We start from the raw sequence: 20,338 nt of genomic DNA on the forward strand, positions 1-20,338 counted from the left end.
TCAGCGCCATGCGGCAAAAGGGAGAGCGGATGACAAAGCCGGGCACGAGTTCAGAACGACCGGCCACGGATCCTGTCGATGGCGCGAGCGTCGTGCTTCTCAAGCGCACGGCCGTCCTCCTGGTCCGCCGCAGCAAACCGCCCTTCAGCGCCATCTGGAGCTTCCCCGGCGGCCATGTGGAGCCCGGCGAAACAGCAGAAGCAGCGGCACGCCGCGAGCTGATGGAGGAGACGGGACTTCCGGCCGGCCCCCTCGTCTCGCTCGGACGCCATGAGACGGGCGGCACCCCATCGAAACGCCTCGAAGTCTTCACCGGCCATCATTGCGGCGGCGAACCCGCGGCTGGTGACGACGTCGACCGCGCGCTCTTCGTGCCCTTCGAGGAGGTCGGAGGGCTGCCTCTCACGCCCGGCGCGATCGCATTCATCGCACACGCCATCGCCGCAGGCGCCGCACATAAGGAGGACGGGGCATGTGCCCTGGCATCGTCTTGAAGAGAGAAAGACCCCGGCGCATGATCGCAAGGATGCGGCGTCTTTCTTTTCTTCTGATCCTCGTGATTTTGACCTCTCTCGGGGTCGGCCAGCCTTGCATCGGCTTCGTCGGGAAGGCCGCTGCGCAGGAAGGCGGCGACGCTGCGGCTTCGCAGAAATCCTCCGAACCGCCGCCCCCGATCTACGAACCGAAGCTTCTGCGCCTGTCGGAACTTCTGGGCGCCCTCTATTTCCTGCGCAATCTCTGCGGGGCGGAAGACGGGCCCGCCTGGAAGGCCGATATGGAGGCGATGCTCGCCGCCGAGGCGCCGGGCCCGGAGCGCAAGGCGCGCCTCATCGGGCGCTTCAACCACGGCTTTGAAACCTACAACGCCGTCTATGAGACCTGCACGCCGGCGGCCGAGGCGAGCATCGCCCGCTATCTGAAGGAAAGCGCGGAGATCGCCTCCGATATCCGCACCCGCTACGGGCAGTGAAGGCGGCAGCCGGGAGACGGAAACTGGCGGGGCGTCTTGCCGGAATTTGCGAGCTGCCTCGCTCTCGCCATCGAATCCGGCAGATATTCGCGATGGGCAAAAAGGGGGATTGGTCGAGATGACCGACACAGCCGCAGCGGGCGCCGTCAGGGCCTTGGCCGCATCGACACAGAGAAACCATCGATCGGAGCGATCCGTGGCCCGGAAAGCTCGGAGGTTTGGGGGCGTTGCCGCGATCGCGACGGTATTCTGCCTTGGGCTCGGCACAGCCGCCTTTGCGCAAGACGGCGCCGCCCCGGAGAACGCTCCGCCGGCCGCCTCTGACGATCAGGCGACACCGGCACCCGCCACACCGGCCGAGGGCCCATCGGAGGAGGAAGGCGAGCCGGAGCCGGAAACCGGTCAGACGCGCGAAGCGCCGAGAGAGGCCGCGCCTCGAGATCCGCAGGCGGCGGCCGAGCCCGGCAAGGCCGTGCCGGAATATCTCGATGTCCTGAAGGGCGAGCAGGCGATGCCGGAGCCCGTGCGCAAGACCTGGGAAGCGCTGCACGAGGCGGCGCTCTCCGGCGATATCGAGCGGCTCAGACCCCTGATCGAGGCGCAGGATCCGGCGCCGGCCTTCGGCTTCGACAATGTCGGCGATCCGATCGAATATCTCAAATCTCTGTCCGGCGATCCGGAAGGCCGGGAGATGCTCGCCATCATGCTGGAAATCCTGGAGAGCGATTTCCTCTATGTCGATCGCGACAGCCCCAATGCGATGTATCTCTGGCCGTATTTCGCGCGCTACCCGCTCGACCGGCTCTCGCCGCAGCAGATGGTGCAGCTCTTCACGCTGATCACGGCCGGCGACTGGCAGGATATCCAGTCCTACGGCGCCTACATCTTCTTCCGTCTCGGCATCAGCCCGGACGGGCGCTGGCATTTCTTCCTGGCGGGCGACTGAGCCCCGGCGCGAGAATAAGGAAGCCCCGCCGGACCTATTGTGCGGGGTTTGCCGCCTTGCCTTTGCGCCAACGCCCGACCGTCTCGGCAAGGAGCGCCCAGGCGCCGACGATGCTGGTATCGAGGCCGAGCCTCTGGCGCACGGCCCATGCGAGCCAGATGGAGCGGATGGAGAGCGCAAGCGTCGTCGCGATCGCGGCCCCGGTGATCCCGAAAGGAATGATCAGGGCGACGTTGAGCACGCCGTTGATCACCACCATCACCACATAGGTCGTGGCCGAGAGGTGGCTGAAGCCGGTCATGTTGAGGATGTCCTCGGCCGGCCCGAAGATCGCCCGCGCCACCATGCCGATGGAGAGGATGAGGAGGACGTTGTAGCCCGCCTCGAAGCCGTCACCGAAGAGCTGCAGGAGCCACAGGCCCGTGGTGACGACGAGGACCGTGACACCCGTCGAGGCCACGAAGGTCACGAGGCTCACTTCGCGTGTCAGCGTCGTCAGCCGCGCCTGATCGCCTGCCGCATGGCTCGCGGAGAAGAGATGCGCCGAGCCGACGGAGGCCGCATAGGGGATGAAGGCCACCACCTGCACGATCCGCGTCGCCGCGAAATAGATGCCGATCTGCGCCGGGCTCACGAAGAAGGAGAGCACGATCACCGCCATATAGGCGAAGAGGTGGAACATCCCCTGCAAGACGGCGAACGGCGCGGAGCCGATGAACCATTCCTTCGGCCGGTAGGCGCGTGGGCCGGGCGGGACCGTTTTCTTGAGACGGCCGAGGATCTGGTAGGATTGCCAGATGGTCGCCGTCGCCATCGCCAGAATGGTGCAGGCAAAGGCCGTCACGGCGCTCGCTTCGAAGCCGAGCGCCACGGCCGCCACCATATACACGAGAATGAGCGAGTGGCGCAGGATATAGACCGGGAACAAGGCCGGCATCGTCCAGAAATAGGCGCGCCCGACATCTTCCAGATAGGCCTGGAAGCAGCCGAAGGGCATCGCCACCGCCATCAATAAAAGCGGATAGACGTAGGCATTCTCGATCCACGACCCGGCAAAATAGACGCCGAGGGCGAAGAGCACCGCGAAGATGACGGGTGCCGCAAACGACGCTATCCCCGCAAAGCGCAGAAATCCGCGGAGTTGATCGTCCTCGCCGGTCTCGCGCAAAGCCGCCACATAGCGCACTGGCGAATCGCCGAAGCCCAATGTGCTGATCGCGCCGAAGACGAGAAGCCAGACCCAGGTGAAGGCGAAGATGCCGTATTCGAACTGCCCCATCAGGCGCGCCAGAACGACCTGGGTTCCGTAAGCGAGAACGGCGTTCGCGACACGCAGGGCAAGAGCGATCAGAGAGGCGCGGCGCGCGCGAGCCCGTTCATCGCTGTTGGCGAGGACATTGCGGGCAAGCGCCAGGAAGCCGCGCACACGGCCTGCCGGCATCTCCTGATCAGGAATCAATGCGAGAGCTCCCGCTGGTGGTTATCCACTCCTTAGCAGATCCGTTGCATTTGCAGAGAAAGCTCACGAAACGGAGTTAAGAACGCCTTGAAAGAATTTGGGTTCGTGTGACGCCTCAAGCCGAAGCCCAGAACCGCACCGGCTCGCCCATCGAGGCCGTGGTGATCTCGCCCTCCCACATCACCCGCCTGCCGCGGATGATCGTTCCGACCGGGGCACCCGTGATCGTCTTGCCGTCATAGGGCGTCCAGTTGGACCGCGAGCCCATCGACGCGTTGGTGATCGTCGTCTCCCGCTTCAGATCGACGAGGGTCAAATCGGCGTCGTAGCCCACCGCGACGCGGCCCTTGCCACGAATGCCGAAGAGCCGCGCCGGACCGGCACTCGTCATGTCCATCAAGCGCAGAAGCGAAAGCCGCCCCTTTGCGGCATGGTCGAGCATGACCGGCAGAAGCGTCTGTACACCCGGCATGCCCGAGGGCGAGGCCGGATAGACCGCAGCCTTTTCCTCCAGAGTGTGCGGGGCATGGTCGGAGCCCAGAATGTCGGCCGTGCCATTTTCCACACCCTTCCACAGCGCCGCACGATGTTCCGCCCCGCGCACCGGCGGGTTCATCTGCAAGAGCGTGCCGAGACGGCCATATTCCTCCGCCGACAGCGTCAGATGGTGCGGCGTCACCTCGATCGAGGCGACATCCTTATGCGCGGCGAGAAAGGCCATCTCCTCGGCCGTGGAGACATGCAGGATATGGATCGCCGCGCCGGTGCGCCTGGCGATCGCAACGAGCCTGCGGGTGGAGGAAAGCGCCGCCTCCACATCACGCCAGACGGGATGGCTCGACGGGTCGTTCTCGCGCCGCTCGTCGAGCCGCGCCTTCAGCCGCATCTCGTCTTCGCTGTGGAAGGCGGCACGGCGGCGGGTGTTCCTCAAGATCGCCTCGACGCCCTCGTCGTCGGCCACGAGAAGATCGCCGGTCGAGGAGCCCATGAAGACCTTGATGCCGGCCGCGCCCGGCAGACGCTCCAACTCGGCCACATCCTTCGCATTGGCATGGGTGCCGCCAACCCAGAAGGCGTGGTCGCAATGCATGCGCCCGTGCGCCCGGGCAAGCTTGTCGGCCAGCATTTCCGCGGAGGTCGTCAAAGGCTTGGTGTTGGGCATTTCGAAGACGGCGGTGACGCCGCCGAGTACCGCCGCACGGGAACCCGTTTCCAGATCCTCCTTGTGTTCGGCGCCCGGTTCGCGGAAATGCACCTGCGTGTCGATGACGCCCGGTAGAATGTGCAGACCGGTTGCGTCGATGACCTCGCCGGCGTCGGCGCCGGAAAGGTCGCCGAGAGCGGCGATGCGACCGCCCTTCACGCCAATGTCGCGCGGGCCGATGCCGTCGTGGTTGATGAGGATCGCGCCACGGACGAGAAGATCGAAGTTCTGAGCCATGCTCGCTGCTTGCCAATTGCCGGCTTTGAACGCAAGCAGGATTGCCCCCGCACCGCATACGCCTTAGCTGAGTGTCGAGGATTTGATCATGCCGCTTGCACGTTTGACCGACAGAGCCGTGGTCCTGGTGAAAGGGCCGGACGCGCACAACCTCCTGCACAATCTCGTCACCTCTTCGATGGACGAGGTGGAGAGCGCGGGCATCGCCTATGGCGCGCTCCTGTCACCGCAGGGCAAAATTCTCTTCGACTTCCTCATCCATCGCCGGGGCGAAGATTTTCTCGTCGATCTCCGGTCCGAGGAGGCGGAAAATTTCGTCAAGCGGATGACGCTTTACCGTCTGCGCGCCAAGGTCGAGTTGTCTCGCGCAGACGACCTCGCCGTCTTTGCCCAGTGGAGTGACGGCGATGCAGCATCCGAGGTGCCGGCGGATCCAAGACTGGCCGCGCTCGGACGCCGCTTCGTCGCCGCGCCAGACAGCGTCTCTGCCGATGCCGATCTTGCCGCCTATCATGCCCACCGCATCGCCTGCGGCATCCCCGAAGGCGGCATCGATTTCGTCTTCGGCGATACCTTTCCCCACGATGCGGCGATGGACAGCCTTCACGGCGTGTCCTTCCAGAAGGGCTGCTATGTCGGGCAGGAGGTCGTCTCACGCATGCAGCATCGCGGCACGGCCCGGCGGCGCATCATTGCGATCGAGGCGGTCGAAGACGGCAGTCCCCTCCCCGAAACCGGTGCGGAGATCATGGCCGGCGAACGGGCCATCGGTCGCTTCGGCTCGTCTGCCAATGGCAAAGGCATCGGCCTTGTCCGCCTCGACCGGCTCGCCGAGGCCCTGGAGCAGGATCTCCCCGTCTCGGCCGGCCGCATCACCGTGACGGCGAAACTGCCCGAATGGGCGACCTATTCCTGGCCGTCCACTGGAACGGGGACAGAGACCGGCGGGACTTCGAACAATGGCTGACCGGGCAAACGCCCCTGCACGCGCCTGGCAGCGGATGCTGTCGGGCCGCCGGCTCGATCTTCTCGACCCCTCGCCGCTCGACGTGGAACTCGGCGACATCGCGCATGGGCTTGCGCGCGTCGCGCGCTGGAACGGCCAGACGCGGGGCGACCATGCCTATTCGGTGGCGCAGCATTCGCTTCTGGTGGAGGCTCTGCTGGCCGAGTTGAAACCCGAGATCACCGCGGAGGAGCGTCTTTTCGCTCTCCTCCACGACGCGCCGGAATATGTCATCGGCGACATGATCTCGCCCTTCAAGGCGGTGCTGGGCGAAGACTACAAGGGCGTGGAGCGGCGTCTGCAGCATGCCATCCATCTGCGCTTCGCCCTTGCCGCCGATGTCGAGCCGAAGCTTCACCGCATGATCAAGAAGGCCGATCAAACGGCTGCCTATTGGGAGGCGACGCGCCTTGCGGGGTTCCAGGAGAAAGAGGCGCGGCGCTTTTTTGGCGATCCGTCTCTCAATCCGGACGAGAACCTCCTCGATCCCTGGCCCGCCACCGAAGCAGAGCGCCGCTTCCTGGCCCGTTTTGCCGAGATCGAGGCCCTGACCGAGACCCTGCCGCGCGCAAGGACCGCCTGAGAAAATGCCGGAAATCTACGTCTGCCCGCTGTCGAAGCTTGCGGCGACCGTCGAACAGAGTGGCGCCCGCCACATCGCCACCTTGATCAATGCCGGCACCGAGGTGCCGCGCCCGGAAAGCGTGCCGCAGGACAACCACCTCTTTCTCGGCTTCAACGACATTTCCGAAGCCATGCAGGGCATGACCCTGCCGGCCCAAGAACATATCCGGCGCTTTCTCGATTTCGTGGAAGCCTGGGATCGGACGACGCCGCTCGTCGTGCATTGCTGGGCGGGCATCAGCCGCTCCACCGCTGGCGCCTTCATCGCCTTTTGCGCGCTGCGTCCGGATGTGAGCGAAGATCTCGTCGCGAGACGCCTGCGCCAGCGTTCGCCGCAGGCGACACCCAACCGCCGTCTCGTCGCCCTCGCCGACGCCTATCTGAAGCGGGACGGACGCATGATTGCGGCGATCGAAGCGATCGGCCGCGGCGCCAACGCGTTTGAAGGCAATGTCTTCTCCCTCGCCATCGACGAATGAGCATTCGCTCGCTCCCGCCTCCGAGACGGGGGCCGAGGGCGGCGCGCGCATCGAAGTCGGCCTCAACGCCGCCATCGTGGCCGTCGACCGGCTGACGCCGCTCATCCTCGTCGTGCGGCCGGGGGAAGCGGAGGGCGAGGACGGACTGCCCTTCGGACCTTTCGACCCGGTCGAGCATCGCACCATGGAGATCGGGCTGCGCGCCTGGGTGGAGGAGCAGACGCGCCTCAAGCTCGGCTATGTGGAGCAGCTTTACACATTCGGCGATCGCGGGCGCCATGCAAGGCGCGGCGATATCGGCCCACATGTGATGACCGTCGGCTATCTGGCGCTCACCCGCCGCCTGGAAGACGATGAAACGGCGTTGCGCGAATCCGGAGCCCAGTGGCGCCCGTGGTACGCCTATTTTCCCTGGGAGGATTGGCGCCAGGGCCGGCCTGCCATTCTCGATGCCGCGATCGAACCCTTGCTGAAGCGGTGGTGTGCGATGGCGCCCGCGGCGGAACGGCCGGATCGGCCGCTTGCACGCCAGGAGCGGGTGAAGATCGCTTTCGGCTGGGACGGCCTCCCCTGGGACGAGGAACGCGTCCTGGAGCGCTACGAACTCCTTTATGAGGCTGGGCTGGTGCCGGAGGCCGGGCGCGACGGGCGCCAGAGTGCCGCCTTATGGGAAGATCTGCCGCGTCTCGGCCGACCCATGCGCTTCGACCACCGCCGCATCCTCGCCACGGCCATCGGGCGCCTGCGCGGCAAGCTGAAATACCGGCCGCTCATTTTCGAGCTCATTGCCGATTCCTTCACTCTCACCGAATTGCAAAAGGTTGTGGAAGCGATTTCCGGGCGACATCTGCACAAACAGAACTTTAGGCGGCTTGTGGAACAGACACGAGTCGTGGAACAAACCGGCGAAACCAGCATCTCAACAGGGGGCCGACCGGCCGCCCTTTTCCGGTTCAGGCGAGATATCATGAAAGAGGGTGCCATGGGCGGATTGCGACTGCGAGCTCGGCTATGAGAGATGTCCTTCTGCTCATTCGCCACGGCCAGACGGACTGGAACCTGGAAGGCCGCTTTCAGGGCGCGCGGGAAGTTCCGATCAATGCCGTCGGCCGCGAACAGGCGCGGCGCAACGGCCGGGTGCTGCCTTCGCTTCTCGGCGAGCATGACTGGCAGTTCGTCGCCTCGCCGCTCGGACGCGCGCAGGAAACGATGCGCATCATTCTGGAAAATGCCGGCAGGCCCGACCAGCCTTTCGTCACCCACGATCCGCTCAAGGAAGTCTGCTTCGGGGCATGGGAGGCGCGCACGCTCAAAGAGCTTCGCGAGGCGGATCCGGAAGCCGTTGCGACCCGCAAGCGCGACAAATGGAATTACGTGCCTCCGGAGGGCGAGAGCTACGCCATGCTCGCCGAGCGGTTCGGCGAATGGTTCAAGACGCGCCAGGGCCGCCAGGTGATCGTGGCGCATGGCGGCATCACGCGGGTAGCGCTCCATCTCCTTTCGGGCATGCCGTCGGCCTCCGTGCCGCAATTCTTCATTCCGCACGACCGGATCATCGCCATCTTCGACGGCAAAGCGCTTGTAATCTGAGGTCGCAGACCCTTCTATCGGCCGCCAAAACCTTCTAGAAACGGCCCTGTCCAGCCGGGGCGCCAAGAAGCGCAGATGTCTCACAATTCCTTCGGTCAGCTTTTCCGCATCACCACCTGGGGCGAAAGCCACGGCAAAGCGATCGGCTGCGTCGTCGATGGCTGCCCGCCGGGAATTCCGATCACGGAAGCGGAAATCCAGGCCGAGCTCGACCGCCGGCGGCCGGGACAATCACGGTTCACGACGCAGCGGCAGGAACCGGATCAGGTCAAGATCCTCTCCGGCGTCTTCGAGGACGATCGCACCGGTGGGCCCGTCACCACCGGCACGCCGATTTCGCTCCTCATCGAAAACGTCGATCAGCGCTCACGCGATTATTCCGAAATTCGCGACCGCTACCGGCCGGGCCACGCCGATTACACCTACGACGTCAAATACGGTGTGCGCGATTATCGCGGCGGGGGCCGGTCCTCGGCCCGCGAAACGGCGATGCGGGTCGCAGCCGGAGCGATCGCCCGAAAAATCCTGCCGAACGTCACGATCCGCGGCGCGCTCGTTGAGCTCGGTGGCATCGCGATCGACCGCGACCGCTTCGACTGGGCGGAGACCGCCAACAATCCCTTCTTCTCGCCCGATGCGGAAGCGGCCGAAAAATGGGCCGCCCATCTCGACGAGATCCGCAAGTCCGGCTCCTCGGTCGGGGCGATCGTGGAGGTCGTGGCTGAAGGCGTGCCGGCCGGCATCGGCGCCCCGATCTACGGCAAGCTCGACCAGGATCTCGCTTCGGCGATGATGTCGATCAACGCGGTGAAGGGCGTCGAAATCGGCAACGGTTTCGAAGCGGCGCGCATTCGCGGCGAGGAAAACGCCGATCCGATGCGCGCCGGCAATGACGGGCGGCCGCGTTTTCTGTCCAACAATGCGGGCGGCGTTCTGGGCGGCATTTCCACCGGACAGCCGGTGGTCGTGCGCTTCGCCGTCAAACCCACCTCTTCCATCCTGACGCCGGTGCCGAGCGTGACGGCAACGGGCGAAGAGGTCGACGTCTTCACCAAAGGCCGGCACGATCCCTGTGTCGGCATCCGTGCTGTGCCGGTGGGCGAGGCCATGATGGCGCTCGTCCTTGCCGACCATTATCTCAGGCAAAGAGCCCAAAGCGGCAGTCAGATATAGATATGAGCGAACAGGTTGGAAAAGTCGCGGAGGCGATACGCGCCTTCGAACGCGGCGAAATTGTCGTCGTCACCGATGACGATGACCGCGAGAACGAAGGCGATCTCTTCGTCGCCGCGGTCCATTGCACGGCGGAGAAGATGGCCTTCATCATCCGCCATACGAGCGGCATCGTCTGTGCGCCGCTGCCGCGCGACATGGCGGAACGGCTGCGCCTCGATCCGATGGTGAGCGCCAACGACGCGCCGCTCAACACCGCCTTCACCGTTTCCGTCGATTTCCGTCACGGCCTCACCACCGGCATCTCGGCGGAAGAGCGCACGGCGACCGTGCGGGCCCTCGCCAACGCCAATACCGGCGCCGCCGATTTCGTGCGTCCGGGCCATGTGTTCCCGCTTCTTGCACGCGACGGCGGCGTTCTCGTCCGCTCCGGCCACACGGAAGCCTGTGTCGATCTCTGCAAGCTCGCAGGCCTGCCGCCCGTCGGCGTCCTCTCCGAGCTCGTCAATGACGACGGCACCGTGGCGCGCGGCGAGGAAGTTCGGGCTTTCGCCGAAAAGCACAATCTCGTGCGCGTCTCCGTTGCCGACCTCATCGCCTGGCGGCAGCGCAACGAGAAGCTCATCGAGCGCGTCACCGAACAAAAGATCTCCACGCCTGCCGGCCCGGCCACGGCCTACAGCTTCGTCACCCCGCTCGATCCCATGGATCATCTCGCGGTCGTCTTCGGCGATATCCGCGACGGGAAGGGAGTTCCGGTTCGCCTGCATCTGGAATCCGTCCTCGACGACGTCTTCGGCACCAAAAAGATGCTCGACGACGTGATGCAGGATTTCGCCAAGCGCGGCCGCGGTGTCATCGTCTATCTGCGCGACGGTTCCGTCGGCGTCGCACGGCAGTCACGGCGCATGCGCGACATCGAGAGCGGCGAGGCCCACGCTTCGGCGGAAGGCCGCAAGGAAGCCTGGCGGGAAGTCGGCCTCGGCGCACAGATCCTGCGTGATCTCGGCGTGCACTCGATCCGGCTGCTCGCGACGCGCGAGCGCCATTATGTCGGCCTCAAAGGCTTCGGCATCGAGATCGAAGATACGGAAATTCTCGACGGCTGAGGTATCGGCCGACGTTTCGGGTCTCAGACGACGGGCCTGCGGGGATAGCGCCGCGGGCTCGTTTTCCTGAGAATACGCCCGAGGCGCCCGGCGCGACGCTCCAGAAAGCCGACGCCGCGATCGAAAAGCGGCGCGCGGATGCGCACACCCGTGACGAGGCGGGTGGCCGAGCGGCTCGAGGCCACGATCAGAACGAGCGACAGCGCAAAAAGCGGCGCGCCGAGGGGGATCGGTGTCGCGATGAAGGCGACGCCGACGATGAAACAGAGAAACGCCAGGAACAGGATCGAAACACGCCGCATCAGCTAGGCCGTTCCTTACGAAACTCCATGACCTTCGAGAAGAAGGCGTTGCGGCTTTCCTTGAGGACGAGCCCGTGCGGCGCGAAAATGCGCGCCAGATCTTCCTTGAGATAGCCCTGGTAATAGGGCTCGTGGAAGAGCTGCGGGAAGACTTCCAGAATCCCGTCATAATCCGGCGCGTCGCCCGTCTGCAGCGAATCGACCAGAACGAAGGTGCCGCCCGGCTTCATCACGCGGGAGATCTCTTCCGCCACCTGGCGGCGCACTTTCGGCGGCAGTTCGTGGAAGAGATAGATGGCGGTCGCGACGTCGAGGCTCGCATCGGCGAGCGGCAGCGCTTCGGCCTTCGCGACGGACGGTCTCAGCGTCGCCACGCGGCCGATATGGCGGCGCGTCTCGTTCAGGTAGGATTCCGACAGATCGGTCGCAAAAAGCGGCAGCCGCGGATAGGCCCCACGCAGCTCCGCCGTGAACCGGCCGGTGCCGCAGGCGATGTCGGCGGCCAGACAGGCGCGTTGATCGCGGCCCTTCAGAGCGTTGGCGACCGGCACGAGCGCCTGACGGCGCATCGCACCGGCGGCGCCCGAGAAGAGAACTTCCACCTGCATATCGTAGAGACGGGCGGATTCCTCGGTCATCCAGCCGCCGCTCTGGAAGTGGAAGTTCTGCATATAATAGCGCGGCCGGCGACCTTCGAAGGTGGCGCCGATCTCCTGGTGAGCGCCCTCGCGGCGGCGGCGCGCGACCTCCGGCACATCGGCGAAAAACGCGCGCGAGGTCGCGACGAGCTGGCGGAAATCCGCCTCTTCGCCGTCCGGCAGAGGGTAGAGGCCGGCGCGCGCATTGGCATAATCGCGGGCCAGGAGCGCCGCCACGTCCCGCAACAGTTTGCCCATCGAAGGAACGGGGGTGGAAGGCGGCTCGACACGCGGCGTCGCCTCGGGATGGCGCGCTGCAATCCGGCGCACCATACGGCGCATCACGAGGCCATGGCCGGTGTACCAGGCGACGCGCGCACCCTGCGTCGCCGCATAGCGCATTCCGCTTGTCCAATCCTCTATCGACACAGACGCCATAAACCTCTCCTGAAACAGAAATGGGGTGCGCGAGCGCGGAAGTCGAGCGCTATTCGCGTTCCAGGAGAGCGACTGCTTCCGTCTCCGCTGAATAGACGAATTGGTCGATCGGAGTCACTGATTTTAATCGATAACCGCCATCCACCAGAATGCGCAGATCGCGCGCGAGGCTGGCCGGATTGCAGGACACGAAGGCAATGCGTGCGACCTTCGAAGCGGCAAGGCTTTCCGCCTGCGCCCGTGCCCCATCCCAGGGCGGATCGAGAATGACGGCGTCGAAGCGGGACAGCTCGTTGGGCGCCAAGGGAAAGCGCAAGAGATCGCGGGCGAGCGTCTCCACCGGCTTCAGCCCCTCGGCGCCGCGCACGGCATTGGCGAGTGCGGCAAGCGCCGCTCCTTCGGCCTCGACGGCCGTCACCCGCGCCGTGCGGCCGGCGATGAAGGAAAACGTCCCGAGCCCGGAGAACAGATCAGCGACACGCTTTGCGCCCGCGCAATGTTCCGCAACGAGCCTCCCCATCGCCGCTTCGCTCTCCCGGCAGGCCTGAACGAAGGCACCGGGTGGAGGTGAAACGTTGACGCCCCCGACCTCGAGCTGCGGCTCTTCGAGCTGGAACAGGATATCGCCGTCGACGACGAGGCGGGCGACGCCCTGTCCCGCCAGAAGCTCGGCGATGCGCGCTGCCGAGGCGGCCGGCACGGCGCCTGCCCCCTCGCCTGCGATATCGAGCCCGGACCGCGTCTCCAGAACGGTGAGACGAAGCTCGCGTTTGGGACGGGCGAGGATCTGCGCCAGGCGACGCAGAAGCGGCAAGGCGGAGACGATCGTCGGACGGACGACGAGACATGTCGTCAGATCGACGATGCGCCGCGAACCGCGTTCATGAAAGCCGAAGAGGATTTTCCGCCCTCCGAGCGTCGCCGAGAAGACGGCACGGCGCCTGGCACCGAGCGGTGCGCCGAAGGCCGGGCGGATTTCCGTCTCAAGGCCGCTCTTGGCGAGCGCGTCGACGACGAAGCGACGCTTCAGGAGGCGCGTCTCCTCGATCGGCAGCATCTGCAGCGCACAGCCGCCGCATCCTCCCTGCTGCGCGCCGAGACGCGGGCCGAAATGCGGACAGGGCGCCGTGACCCGGTCGGGAGCGGCTTCCACAATCTCGACGGCTTCGGCCCGCCGGCCGCGGCGCTCGACGCGCACGCGCTCGCCCGCGAGCGTGTAGGGGACGAAAAGCGGTCCTTCCGGCGTCTCCGCGACGCCATCTCCGCGATGGCCGATCCGGTCGATGTCTACGATGTCACTCACGCCAGGCCCCAAGGCAGAATTCCTGGTTGCCGTCGCCTCCGGTGAAGGGCGCCGGACAAAGCCCCACCGCGCGCCAGCCGAGCCGTCCATCGAGCCAGTCTTTCAGCGCCTCGGCGGCGCCTTCTGCGGCCTTTCGGTCGCGGACGATGCCCCCGCGCCCGAGTGCCTCGCGGCCGAGCTCGAATTGCGGCTTGACCAGAAAGACACCCCAGCTCCCGGGCGCGGCGAGTTCCAACGCCGGCGGCAGGGCGAGCCGAAGCGAGATGAAAGAGAGATCGGCGGTTATCGCCTGCACGGAATGTCCATCGAGATGCGCCTCTGAAAGATTGCGGGCGTTGACCCCTTCGACGAGCTGCACGCGCGGGTCGTCCGCAAGGCTTTCATGCATCTGGCCGTGGCCGACATCGATGGCGACGACATGCTTTGCGCCTCTTTCCAGAAGGAGCTGCGTGAAGCCGCCGGTCGACGCGCCGAGATCAAGGACCGTCCGGCCTTCGGGCTCGAAGCGGAAAGCATCGAGCCCGGCCTTCAGCTTCATGGCCGCGCGCGACACATAGGCGGCAGCGGGATCGCCGATCGCCAGGGCCGCATCCGCCGTCACCGGAGTTGCGGGCTTCAGCGCCGTCTCGCCGTTCACCGTCACCGTCCCCCGGCGGATCGCGTCGCGGGCACGGGCGCGGCTTGGCAAAAGTCCGGCCGCGACGACCGCTTCATCAAGACGAAGACGCGCGCTCATCCGGCCGTCCTCATGACGACTGGCCAGCTGGCGCCCGCTTTGGCGAAGGCCGGCCTGGCGACAAACGAGAAAGCTTCAATGGAAAACGAAATCAGCGAGCACAAGCTCATGAGCGAGCAGCGTATAGGGTTCGTCGGGGTGGCCGCCGAATATCATGAAAAGCAGTGCAAGCGCAGTCAGAATGCACGCAATCAGCAGTGAAACCCAGAGCCGCATCCGGAACCTCGCCCATTACGGGAATCTTCTCAAATTCGGAAGCGGCTGCCTATCGGACACAAAGCCGCCGCCTGGAGCGAGATCCGGTTCTTTCATCCTCATTTTCTGGCTGTAGGAACGCCAACAAAATTGCAACCCATCGGTGTATATTCAAATCATAATATGAGATCGCCTCGCTCCCCTTCGCCTCGGTCAGGCGATGGCCGCGACGCACAGAGCTCCAAGCTCATAGCCTCGCAACGATCCGTGGGGCGTCGTGTCGTGGGCGCCTTTCATCGCGGGACAAAAGCGACATGTGGTGGCCGGCCGACCGCGCGAAGACAGATACGAAGACCCCAGTTTCGCGAGGGATGCGCATGGACCTGCAGGAAATTGCCGCCTTTTATCGCGCCTATATCGACTGCCTGAACCGGCAGGATTGGGAGGATCTTCACCTCTACGTCAGCCGCGATGTCCACTATAACGGCAAGTCGCTCGGTCTGCATGGGTACGAGGCCATGCTCGTGGAAGACCACAGATCGATCCCTGATCTCTATTTCAAAATCGAGCGTCTCGTTTGCGAACCCCCGATGATCGCAAGCCGGCTGTGGTTCGACTGCACGCCGGCCGGAACACTGTTCGACCTGCCGGTGAACGGCAAGCGCGTGCAGTTCAGCGAGAATGTCTTCTACGAAGTCGAGAACGGACGGATCCGGAATGTCTGGTCCGTCATCGACAAGGCAGCCGTCGCCGCACAACTCTCCGGCGCCGAGTCCAGTCTGGGTGAGGGCACGTAGGGGCCGCCACATGGGCCAGGAGCTTCGATCTTTTCGGCAGACACCGACGCCTTGCGGAACTTCGCGCCGGAGATCGTGTTGGACAGCCCAGGACGAAACCCCAAAGGGAGACCCGATATGCGACTTCTCGCCGTCGCCGCCTGCGCCCTCATGGCAAGTACCGCAATGGCCCCGGCCCTCGCACAGAACGGCTCACAAGACAGCACCTATTCGGGATCGATCACCGGCAAGGACGGGACGATCGGGGAGGCACATCTGACGGATACGCCCAACGGTGTGCTCCTGCAGCTAGTCATCAACGAGGGTGCGCTCGAGCCCGGCGTGCATGCCCTGCATTTCCACGAAACCGGCGATTGTTCGGACGCACCCGACTTCAAGAAGTCCGGCGGCCATTACAACCCGACCGACGCCAAGCACGGCATCATGACAGAAGGCGGCATGCATGCCGGCGATATGCCGAACTTCCAGGTCGTCGACGGCCAGGCAACGAAACTCGACGTGTTCAACACGCGCGTGCGCTTCCACGACGGCGACGCGCCGCTGATGGATGACGACGGCTCTGCCCTGATGATCCATGCCGGGGCCGACGATTACGAAAGCCAGCCTTCGGGCGATGCCGGCAGCCGGGTCGGCTGCATGGTGATCGACGACGAGCAGGCCCAGCAGTAAGGGCGCACGACAAAAGGGCGCGGCGATCTCTCCGCCGCGCCTGTCTCGCCGATTCTGGATAGAAGCGAGGCCCGGCCTTTCCGCCGGGCCTTTTTCGTCAGGCGCGGGCCGCCTCCGGCACGTCGCGGCCAAGCGCGTGGAAGACACGCGCCACGATCGCATTCGCGTCGAGCTCGCAGGCCGCGTACATCACTTCGGGCTTGTCGTGGTCGATGAAGCGGTCGGGGAGCGTCATGGTGCGGATCCGCGCTCCCTCCTCCAGCTTACCGGCATTGGCGAGGAAGGAGAGCACACGGCTGCCGAAGCCACCGTCCGATCCCTCCTCGATCGTCACCACGACCTCATGCTCGCGGTGCAGCCGCAGCACGAGATCGGTGTCGAGCGGTTTGACGAAGCGGGCATCGGCCACCGTCGTCGAAAGACCGCTGCGCTCCAGCGTCTCGGCCGCCGAGAGAGCCTCCACCAGCCGTCCGCCGAGCGACAGAATCGCAACCTTGGTGCCTTCCTTGAGGATACGGCCGCGACCGATCTCGAGGATTTCGCCGCGCTCAGGCATCTCCACGCCACGTCCCTCGCCGCGCGGATAACGGAAGGCCATCGGGCCCTCGTCATAGGCGACGGCGGTGCGCACCATATTGCGGAGCTCGGCCTCATCGCCGGCCGCCATCACCACCATGTTCGGAAGACACGACATATAGGCGACGTCATAAGCACCGGCATGCGTCGGCCCGTCTGCGCCGACGAGACCGGCGCGGTCCATGGCGAGACGCACGGGCAGGTTCTGGATCGCCACGTCGTGGACGACCTGATCGTAGGCGCGCTGCATGAAGGTGGAATAGATCGCCGCAAAAGGCTTCATGCCGTCAGCGGCGAGCCCGGCCGCAAACGTCACGGCATGCTGCTCGGCGATGCCGACATCGAAGGTGCGCTCGGGAAACTCCGATTGGAAAATGTCGAGACCCGTGCCGGCCGGCATTGCCGCCGTCACCGCCACGATCTTGTCGTCTTCCTTCGCCTCCTGAACGAGGCTCGTCGCGAAAACCTTCGTGTAGGACGGGGCGTTGGAGCGACCCTTGGCCTGTTCGCCGGTGATGACGTTGAAGCGCGAGACGCCGTGATATTTGTCGGCGGAGGCTTCCGCCGGGCCATATCCCTTGCCCTTGCGGGTCACGACATGGACCAGAACCGGCCCCTTGTGCCCGTCGCGCACATTGCGCAGGACCGGCAGGAGATGGTTCAGATTGTGGCCGTCGATCGGGCCGACATAATAGAAGCCGAGCTCTTCGAAGAGCGTGCCGCCGGTCCAGAAACCGCGGGCATATTCTTCCGCGCGCCGGCCTTTTTCGTGCAGGAGATCGGCCAGCGGAAGCCGCTTGGCGAGCTGCTTGGCCGCGTCGCGCAGAGACAGATAGGCCTGACCGGAGACGAGACGCGCGAGATAAGCGCTCATCGCCCCGCTCGGCGGAGCGATCGACATGTCGTTGTCGTTGAGGATGACGACCAGCCGGGAGCCGAGATGCCCCGCCTGGTTCATCGCCTCGTAGGCCATGCCGGCCGACATCGCCCCGTCGCCGATGACGCAGATGACGTTGAAATCCTCGTCCTGCAGATCGCGCGCCACGGCCATGCCGAGGCCGGCGGAGATCGAGGTCGAGGAATGCCCGGCGCCGAACGGATCGTAAGCAGATTCCGCCCGCTTGGTGAAACCGGAGAGACCGCCGCCCTGGCGAAGAGTGCGGATACGGTCGCGCCGACCCGTCAGGATCTTATGCGGATAGCATTGATGCCCCACATCCCAGATCAGCTTGTCGCGCGGCGTGTTGAAGACCCGGTGGATGGCCACGGTGAGCTCTACGACGCCGAGGCCCGCCCCGAGATGGCCGCCGGTCACAGACACGGCGTCGATCATTTCAAGACGCAATTCATCGGCAAGCTGGCGCAGATCGCGATCGCTCAGGCGGCGAAGATCTTCCGGAGATTTGATCTGGTCCAGAAGTGGCGTGTGAGGAGTAGTGTCAGACATGACATCCTACGGATGCAGGAAAAACGAGTTCAGACCTTAGCCATTCGAGGCCTTTGGCGCAAATCGTAAGACGCCGCAAGCGACGCCGCGACGCGGCAAAAAGCAATGGCGGCGTCAGCAATTACTCGGCATCGAGGGGAACCGTGCCGGCCGCATTGCCGTCGCTGCCGGCCCGGATCTTCTCCACCCGCTCTTCCGCCTGCGACAACAACGTCTCGCACCGTTTCTTCAGCTTCTCGCCGCGCTCATAAAGCGCCACCGAGCGCTCCAGCGGCACCTCGCCGCGCTCCAGGTCCGTTACGATCTTCTCAAGTTCGGCAAGCGCGGTCTCGAAAGACATCGTTTCGATCGCGTCGCTCTTGTCGTCATTCATCAAGCTGCCTCATGCGCTCATCAACATGCGGATATGGGCGGCGGCGGAGACCGCCAGACCGCGCAGATCGTATCCGCCCTCCAGCACCGAGACGAGCCGGCCGCCGGCATGGTCATCGGCCAGATCCATCAGCTTGCCGGTCGCCCAGGCGAAATCCTCATGCTCGAGATTGAGCTCTGCCAGAGGATCGCGGTGATGGGCGTCGAAACCGGCCGAGATGATGATCAGGTCCGGGGCGAAATTCTTCACCGAAGGCAGGATGCGTTCGTTGAAGGCTTCGCGAAAATGGTCGCTGCCGTCTCCCGCGGCAAGGGGGGCGTTGACGATATTGCCGACGCCGGTTTCCGAGCGCGCGCCCGTGCCGGGATAAAGCGGCATCTGGTGCGTGGAGGCATACAGCACGCTGGCGTCGGACCAGAAAATGTCCTGCGTGCCGTTGCCGTGGTGGACATCCCAATCGACGATCGCCACGCGCTCCAGCCCATACTGCTTCTGCGCATAGCGCGCCGTGACCGCCGCATTGTTGAAGACGCAAAAGCCCATGGCGGTGTCGTTTTCCGCATGATGCCCGGGCGGGCGGATCGCGGCGAAGGCATTGTTCACCTCGCGCGACACCACCGCATCGACGGCGCGGCAGATGGCGCCGATACCCCGCAGACAGGCATTCCACGAGCCGGGCGACACGACGGTGTCGGCATCGATGCTGGCGAGCCCCACCTCCGGAATGGCGCGGTGCACGCGGTCGACATATTCCTGCGGATGCGCGAGAGCGGCGACATCCTTGTCCCCGAGCGGAGCCTCTTCGCGCAGGAGACTGGAAAACGCCTCATGATCGAGCGCCGCATGCAGCGCTTTCAGGCGATCCGGCCGCTCCGGATGCCCCGGCGCGGTCAGATGATCGAGGAAGTCGGCGTGATGAAGGAGAAGTGTCGTCACCAGCAAGCTCTAGCAGGGCCGTGCGGCCAAGTCATGGGGGCGTAACATTTCCGCCAAGGTTGCATCGGACGCAACGGACATTTTGGATGACGCCCGCTCAACCGGAAGAGGCGGGGCCAGGCCGCGGCGCCGCTGCGCGGCGCAGACGGTCGGCGATCGCCTCGCCGAGACCGTGCGCGGGGATCGGCGCGACGGCGATCACCGCGGCCCCGCTTTCATCGAGCGCATGAAGGTCGGAGAAAAGCCTGGAAGCCGCTTCGACGAGGTCGCCGGTGACGCTCAAATTCCGGCTCACGACGGCCGCAGCGGCATTTTCCGGGGGCTTTTCCCCGAAAGCGAGAAGCGCCTCGCCGGCTTCGACGCGCGTCGCATTCAACCGCAGAGCGGCCCGCGGCGCATAATGGCTCGCCAGCATTCCAGGCGCTTCCACATGCGCGCCGGGCGCAAGACGTTGCAATCTCCGATCGAGGAGTTTTTCGATCGTCTCGGCGGCCAAACCGCCCGGACGCAGAAGCCGCGGCCCTTCGTCGCTGATTGCAACGATGGTCGATTCCAACCCTACCGTGCACGGCCCGGCATCGATGACGGCATCGATTCGATCGCCAAGCTGTTCAATCACATGGTCGGCACGCGTCGGACTCAATTGCCCCGAGCGATTGGCGCTCGGCGCGGCGAGCGGCCGTCCGAAGCGGGCGATGAGTTCGGCCGTCGGCCCGATCGGGCGCCGCAAAGCAATATTCTTCTGCCCCGCCGTCACCAGCGGATGCACGACGGGCTCACCTGCAAGCGGCCCACCGGACGGAACGACCAGCGGCACAACCAGCGTCAGCGGCCCCGGCCAGAAATGCGCAGCCAGACGGAGCGCATCGCCCTTCAGTTCGCCGCAGCGCCCCGCCATCGCGGTATCGGCCACATGCGCGATCAACGGGTTGAAGCGCGGCCTGCCCTTGGCCTCGAAGATCCGCGCCACTGCCTCGCCATTGGTGGCGTCCGCCGCCAGCCCGTAGACGGTTTCCGTCGGAATCGCGACGAGACCGCCAGCCCGCAGAATGTCCGCTGCCTCGGCAAGAAGCTCGTCGTTGCCGGTTTCCTGCCAGAGCAGTCTTTTGGCGTACATTCCACTCCATCGCT

At 65.1% G+C, this 20,338-nt stretch carries 23 protein-coding genes; 13 read left to right on the forward strand and 10 right to left on the reverse strand.

The features are described from left to right. The first annotated feature begins 29 nt into the window (after window positions 1-29). The 3 genes from L0F51_RS12025 (at window position 30) to L0F51_RS12035 (ending at window position 1,916) form a co-directional block, all read left to right on the forward strand. Complete coding sequence (locus L0F51_RS12025) at window positions 30-494, forward strand: NUDIX hydrolase (protein ID WP_234629478.1); 465 nt, start codon at window positions 30-32, stop codon at window positions 492-494. Between the two features lie 32 nt (window positions 495-526). Then, a complete protein-coding gene (locus tag L0F51_RS12030; RefSeq protein WP_234629479.1) occupies window positions 527-970 on the forward strand; it encodes a TIGR02301 family protein in 444 nt (147 codons plus the stop codon). Window positions 971-1,166: 196 nt separating this feature from the next. Beyond that, the gene (locus tag L0F51_RS12035) at window positions 1,167-1,916 is read left to right on the forward strand and encodes a hypothetical protein (RefSeq protein WP_234629480.1); all 750 of its coding nucleotides are present in this window, start codon (window positions 1,167-1,169) and stop codon (window positions 1,914-1,916) included. Between the two features lie 34 nt (window positions 1,917-1,950). Here the strand turns inward: L0F51_RS12035 and L0F51_RS12040 are convergent, their stop codons facing one another. Further along, window positions 1,951-3,375, reverse strand: coding sequence for a polysaccharide biosynthesis C-terminal domain-containing protein (locus L0F51_RS12040; protein WP_234629481.1), 1,425 nt, complete (start codon window positions 3,373-3,375; stop codon window positions 1,951-1,953). 115 nt (window positions 3,376-3,490) lie between these two features. Then, the gene (locus L0F51_RS12045; protein ID WP_234629482.1) at window positions 3,491-4,816 is read right to left on the reverse strand and encodes a dihydroorotase; all 1,326 of its coding nucleotides are present in this window, start codon (window positions 4,814-4,816) and stop codon (window positions 3,491-3,493) included. 88 nt (window positions 4,817-4,904) lie between these two features. Here L0F51_RS12045 and L0F51_RS12050 point away from each other — a divergent pair, with 88 nt between their 5' ends. The 7 genes from L0F51_RS12050 to ribB all read left to right on the forward strand — a co-directional run bounded on the left by L0F51_RS12050 (window position 4,905) and on the right by ribB (window position 10,797). Further along, the gene (locus L0F51_RS12050) at window positions 4,905-5,783 is read left to right on the forward strand and encodes a folate-binding protein YgfZ (RefSeq protein WP_234629483.1); all 879 of its coding nucleotides are present in this window, start codon (window positions 4,905-4,907) and stop codon (window positions 5,781-5,783) included. After that, a complete protein-coding gene (locus tag L0F51_RS12055; RefSeq protein ID WP_234629484.1) occupies window positions 5,776-6,405 on the forward strand; it encodes an HD family hydrolase in 630 nt (209 codons plus the stop codon). The genes L0F51_RS12050 and L0F51_RS12055 overlap by 8 nt, the downstream gene beginning before the upstream one ends. 4 nt (window positions 6,406-6,409) lie before the next feature. Further along, window positions 6,410-6,925, forward strand: a complete 516-nt coding sequence (locus tag L0F51_RS12060) for a tyrosine phosphatase family protein (RefSeq protein WP_234629485.1) — start codon at window positions 6,410-6,412, stop codon at window positions 6,923-6,925. Next, the gene (locus tag L0F51_RS12065) at window positions 6,897-7,940 is read left to right on the forward strand and encodes an NAD regulator (RefSeq protein ID WP_234629486.1); all 1,044 of its coding nucleotides are present in this window, start codon (window positions 6,897-6,899) and stop codon (window positions 7,938-7,940) included. The genes L0F51_RS12060 and L0F51_RS12065 overlap by 29 nt, the downstream gene beginning before the upstream one ends. Continuing rightward, window positions 7,937-8,515, forward strand: coding sequence for a histidine phosphatase family protein (locus L0F51_RS12070; RefSeq protein ID WP_234629487.1), 579 nt, complete (start codon window positions 7,937-7,939; stop codon window positions 8,513-8,515). Before L0F51_RS12065 ends, L0F51_RS12070 begins: the two co-directional genes overlap by 4 nt. 75 nt (window positions 8,516-8,590) lie before the next feature. Next, window positions 8,591-9,688: a chorismate synthase gene (gene aroC, locus L0F51_RS12075; protein ID WP_234629488.1), complete on the forward strand. Its 1,098-nt coding sequence runs from the start codon at window positions 8,591-8,593 to the stop codon at window positions 9,686-9,688. A 2-nt stretch (window positions 9,689-9,690) separates the two neighbouring features. Next, window positions 9,691-10,797 (forward strand): 3,4-dihydroxy-2-butanone-4-phosphate synthase, encoded by a 1,107-nt coding sequence (gene ribB / locus L0F51_RS12080; RefSeq protein WP_234629489.1) that lies wholly within the window; start codon window positions 9,691-9,693, stop codon window positions 10,795-10,797. Window positions 10,798-10,820: 23 nt separating this feature from the next. Here the strand turns inward: ribB and L0F51_RS12085 are convergent, their stop codons facing one another. The 4 genes from L0F51_RS12085 to L0F51_RS12100 are packed head-to-tail and all read right to left on the reverse strand — an operon-like array spanning window position 10,821 to window position 14,214. Next, the gene (locus L0F51_RS12085) at window positions 10,821-11,099 is read right to left on the reverse strand and encodes a hypothetical protein (RefSeq protein ID WP_234629490.1); all 279 of its coding nucleotides are present in this window, start codon (window positions 11,097-11,099) and stop codon (window positions 10,821-10,823) included. Continuing rightward, window positions 11,099-12,175 carry a class I SAM-dependent methyltransferase gene (locus L0F51_RS12090; RefSeq protein ID WP_234629491.1) on the reverse strand — a complete coding sequence of 359 codons (1,077 nt, stop codon included), beginning with the start codon at window positions 12,173-12,175 and terminating at the stop codon, window positions 11,099-11,101. The genes L0F51_RS12085 and L0F51_RS12090 overlap by 1 nt, the downstream gene beginning before the upstream one ends. A gap of 49 nt (window positions 12,176-12,224) precedes the next feature. Further along, a complete protein-coding gene (locus tag L0F51_RS20180) occupies window positions 12,225-13,478 on the reverse strand; it encodes an RsmD family RNA methyltransferase (protein ID WP_234629492.1) in 1,254 nt (417 codons plus the stop codon). Then, a complete protein-coding gene (locus L0F51_RS12100) occupies window positions 13,471-14,214 on the reverse strand; it encodes a TlyA family RNA methyltransferase (protein WP_234629493.1) in 744 nt (247 codons plus the stop codon). Before L0F51_RS12100 ends, L0F51_RS20180 begins: the two co-directional genes overlap by 8 nt. Before the next feature lie 12 nt (window positions 14,215-14,226). On the opposite strand from L0F51_RS12100, the gene L0F51_RS12105 reads away from it, so the two are divergent. The 3 genes from L0F51_RS12105 (at window position 14,227) to L0F51_RS12115 (ending at window position 15,875) form a co-directional block, all read left to right on the forward strand. After that, on the forward strand, window positions 14,227-14,415 hold the full coding sequence (locus tag L0F51_RS12105) for a hypothetical protein (protein WP_234629494.1): 189 nt from the start codon (window positions 14,227-14,229) through the stop codon (window positions 14,413-14,415). Between the two features lie 371 nt (window positions 14,416-14,786). Next, the gene (locus L0F51_RS12110) at window positions 14,787-15,206 is read left to right on the forward strand and encodes an ester cyclase (protein WP_234629495.1); all 420 of its coding nucleotides are present in this window, start codon (window positions 14,787-14,789) and stop codon (window positions 15,204-15,206) included. A 117-nt stretch (window positions 15,207-15,323) separates the two neighbouring features. Next, on the forward strand, window positions 15,324-15,875 hold the full coding sequence (locus L0F51_RS12115) for a superoxide dismutase family protein (RefSeq protein ID WP_234629496.1): 552 nt from the start codon (window positions 15,324-15,326) through the stop codon (window positions 15,873-15,875). A gap of 97 nt (window positions 15,876-15,972) precedes the next feature. Here the strand turns inward: L0F51_RS12115 and dxs are convergent, their stop codons facing one another. The 4 genes from dxs to L0F51_RS12135 all read right to left on the reverse strand — a co-directional run bounded on the left by dxs (window position 15,973) and on the right by L0F51_RS12135 (window position 20,324). Beyond that, on the reverse strand, window positions 15,973-17,898 hold the full coding sequence (dxs, locus tag L0F51_RS12120) for a 1-deoxy-D-xylulose-5-phosphate synthase (RefSeq protein ID WP_234629497.1): 1,926 nt from the start codon (window positions 17,896-17,898) through the stop codon (window positions 15,973-15,975). 121 nt (window positions 17,899-18,019) lie between these two features. Next, the gene (locus tag L0F51_RS12125) at window positions 18,020-18,271 is read right to left on the reverse strand and encodes an exodeoxyribonuclease VII small subunit (protein WP_234629498.1); all 252 of its coding nucleotides are present in this window, start codon (window positions 18,269-18,271) and stop codon (window positions 18,020-18,022) included. A 9-nt stretch (window positions 18,272-18,280) separates the two neighbouring features. After that, window positions 18,281-19,207, reverse strand: a complete 927-nt coding sequence (locus L0F51_RS12130; protein WP_234629499.1) for a histone deacetylase family protein — start codon at window positions 19,205-19,207, stop codon at window positions 18,281-18,283. A gap of 97 nt (window positions 19,208-19,304) precedes the next feature. Next, complete coding sequence (locus tag L0F51_RS12135; protein WP_234629500.1) at window positions 19,305-20,324, reverse strand: L-threonylcarbamoyladenylate synthase; 1,020 nt, start codon at window positions 20,322-20,324, stop codon at window positions 19,305-19,307. Window positions 20,325-20,338 lie beyond the last annotated feature (14 nt).

This window comes from Afifella sp. H1R (genome assembly GCF_021462425.1).
Lineage (GTDB): Bacteria > Pseudomonadota > Alphaproteobacteria > Rhizobiales > Afifellaceae > Afifella > Afifella aestuarii.

Coding starts and splice junctions, on each gene's coding strand:
- L0F51_RS12025 (WP_234629478.1), top strand. CDS start 30: ATGACAAAGCCGGGCACGAGTTCAGAACGACCGGCCACGGATCCTGTC.
- L0F51_RS12030 (WP_234629479.1), top strand. CDS start 527: ATGCGGCGTCTTTCTTTTCTTCTGATCCTCGTGATTTTGACCTCTCTC.
- L0F51_RS12045 (WP_234629482.1), bottom strand. CDS start 4,816: ATGGCTCAGAACTTCGATCTTCTCGTCCGTGGCGCGATCCTCATCAAC.
- L0F51_RS12050 (WP_234629483.1), top strand. CDS start 4,905: ATGCCGCTTGCACGTTTGACCGACAGAGCCGTGGTCCTGGTGAAAGGG.
- L0F51_RS12055 (WP_234629484.1), top strand. CDS start 5,776: ATGGCTGACCGGGCAAACGCCCCTGCACGCGCCTGGCAGCGGATGCTG.
- L0F51_RS12060 (WP_234629485.1), top strand. CDS start 6,410: ATGCCGGAAATCTACGTCTGCCCGCTGTCGAAGCTTGCGGCGACCGTC.
- L0F51_RS12065 (WP_234629486.1), top strand. CDS start 6,897: ATGTCTTCTCCCTCGCCATCGACGAATGAGCATTCGCTCGCTCCCGCC.
- L0F51_RS12070 (WP_234629487.1), top strand. CDS start 7,937: ATGAGAGATGTCCTTCTGCTCATTCGCCACGGCCAGACGGACTGGAAC.
- aroC (WP_234629488.1), top strand. CDS start 8,591: ATGTCTCACAATTCCTTCGGTCAGCTTTTCCGCATCACCACCTGGGGC.
- ribB (WP_234629489.1), top strand. CDS start 9,691: ATGAGCGAACAGGTTGGAAAAGTCGCGGAGGCGATACGCGCCTTCGAA.
- L0F51_RS12085 (WP_234629490.1), bottom strand. CDS start 11,099: ATGCGGCGTGTTTCGATCCTGTTCCTGGCGTTTCTCTGTTTCATCGTC.
- L0F51_RS12090 (WP_234629491.1), bottom strand. CDS start 12,175: ATGGCGTCTGTGTCGATAGAGGATTGGACAAGCGGAATGCGCTATGCG.
- L0F51_RS12100 (WP_234629493.1), bottom strand. CDS start 14,214: ATGAGCGCGCGTCTTCGTCTTGATGAAGCGGTCGTCGCGGCCGGACTT.
- L0F51_RS12105 (WP_234629494.1), top strand. CDS start 14,227: ATGACGACTGGCCAGCTGGCGCCCGCTTTGGCGAAGGCCGGCCTGGCG.
- L0F51_RS12110 (WP_234629495.1), top strand. CDS start 14,787: ATGGACCTGCAGGAAATTGCCGCCTTTTATCGCGCCTATATCGACTGC.
- L0F51_RS12115 (WP_234629496.1), top strand. CDS start 15,324: ATGCGACTTCTCGCCGTCGCCGCCTGCGCCCTCATGGCAAGTACCGCA.
- dxs (WP_234629497.1), bottom strand. CDS start 17,898: ATGTCTGACACTACTCCTCACACGCCACTTCTGGACCAGATCAAATCT.
- L0F51_RS12125 (WP_234629498.1), bottom strand. CDS start 18,271: ATGAATGACGACAAGAGCGACGCGATCGAAACGATGTCTTTCGAGACC.
- L0F51_RS12135 (WP_234629500.1), bottom strand. CDS start 20,324: ATGTACGCCAAAAGACTGCTCTGGCAGGAAACCGGCAACGACGAGCTT.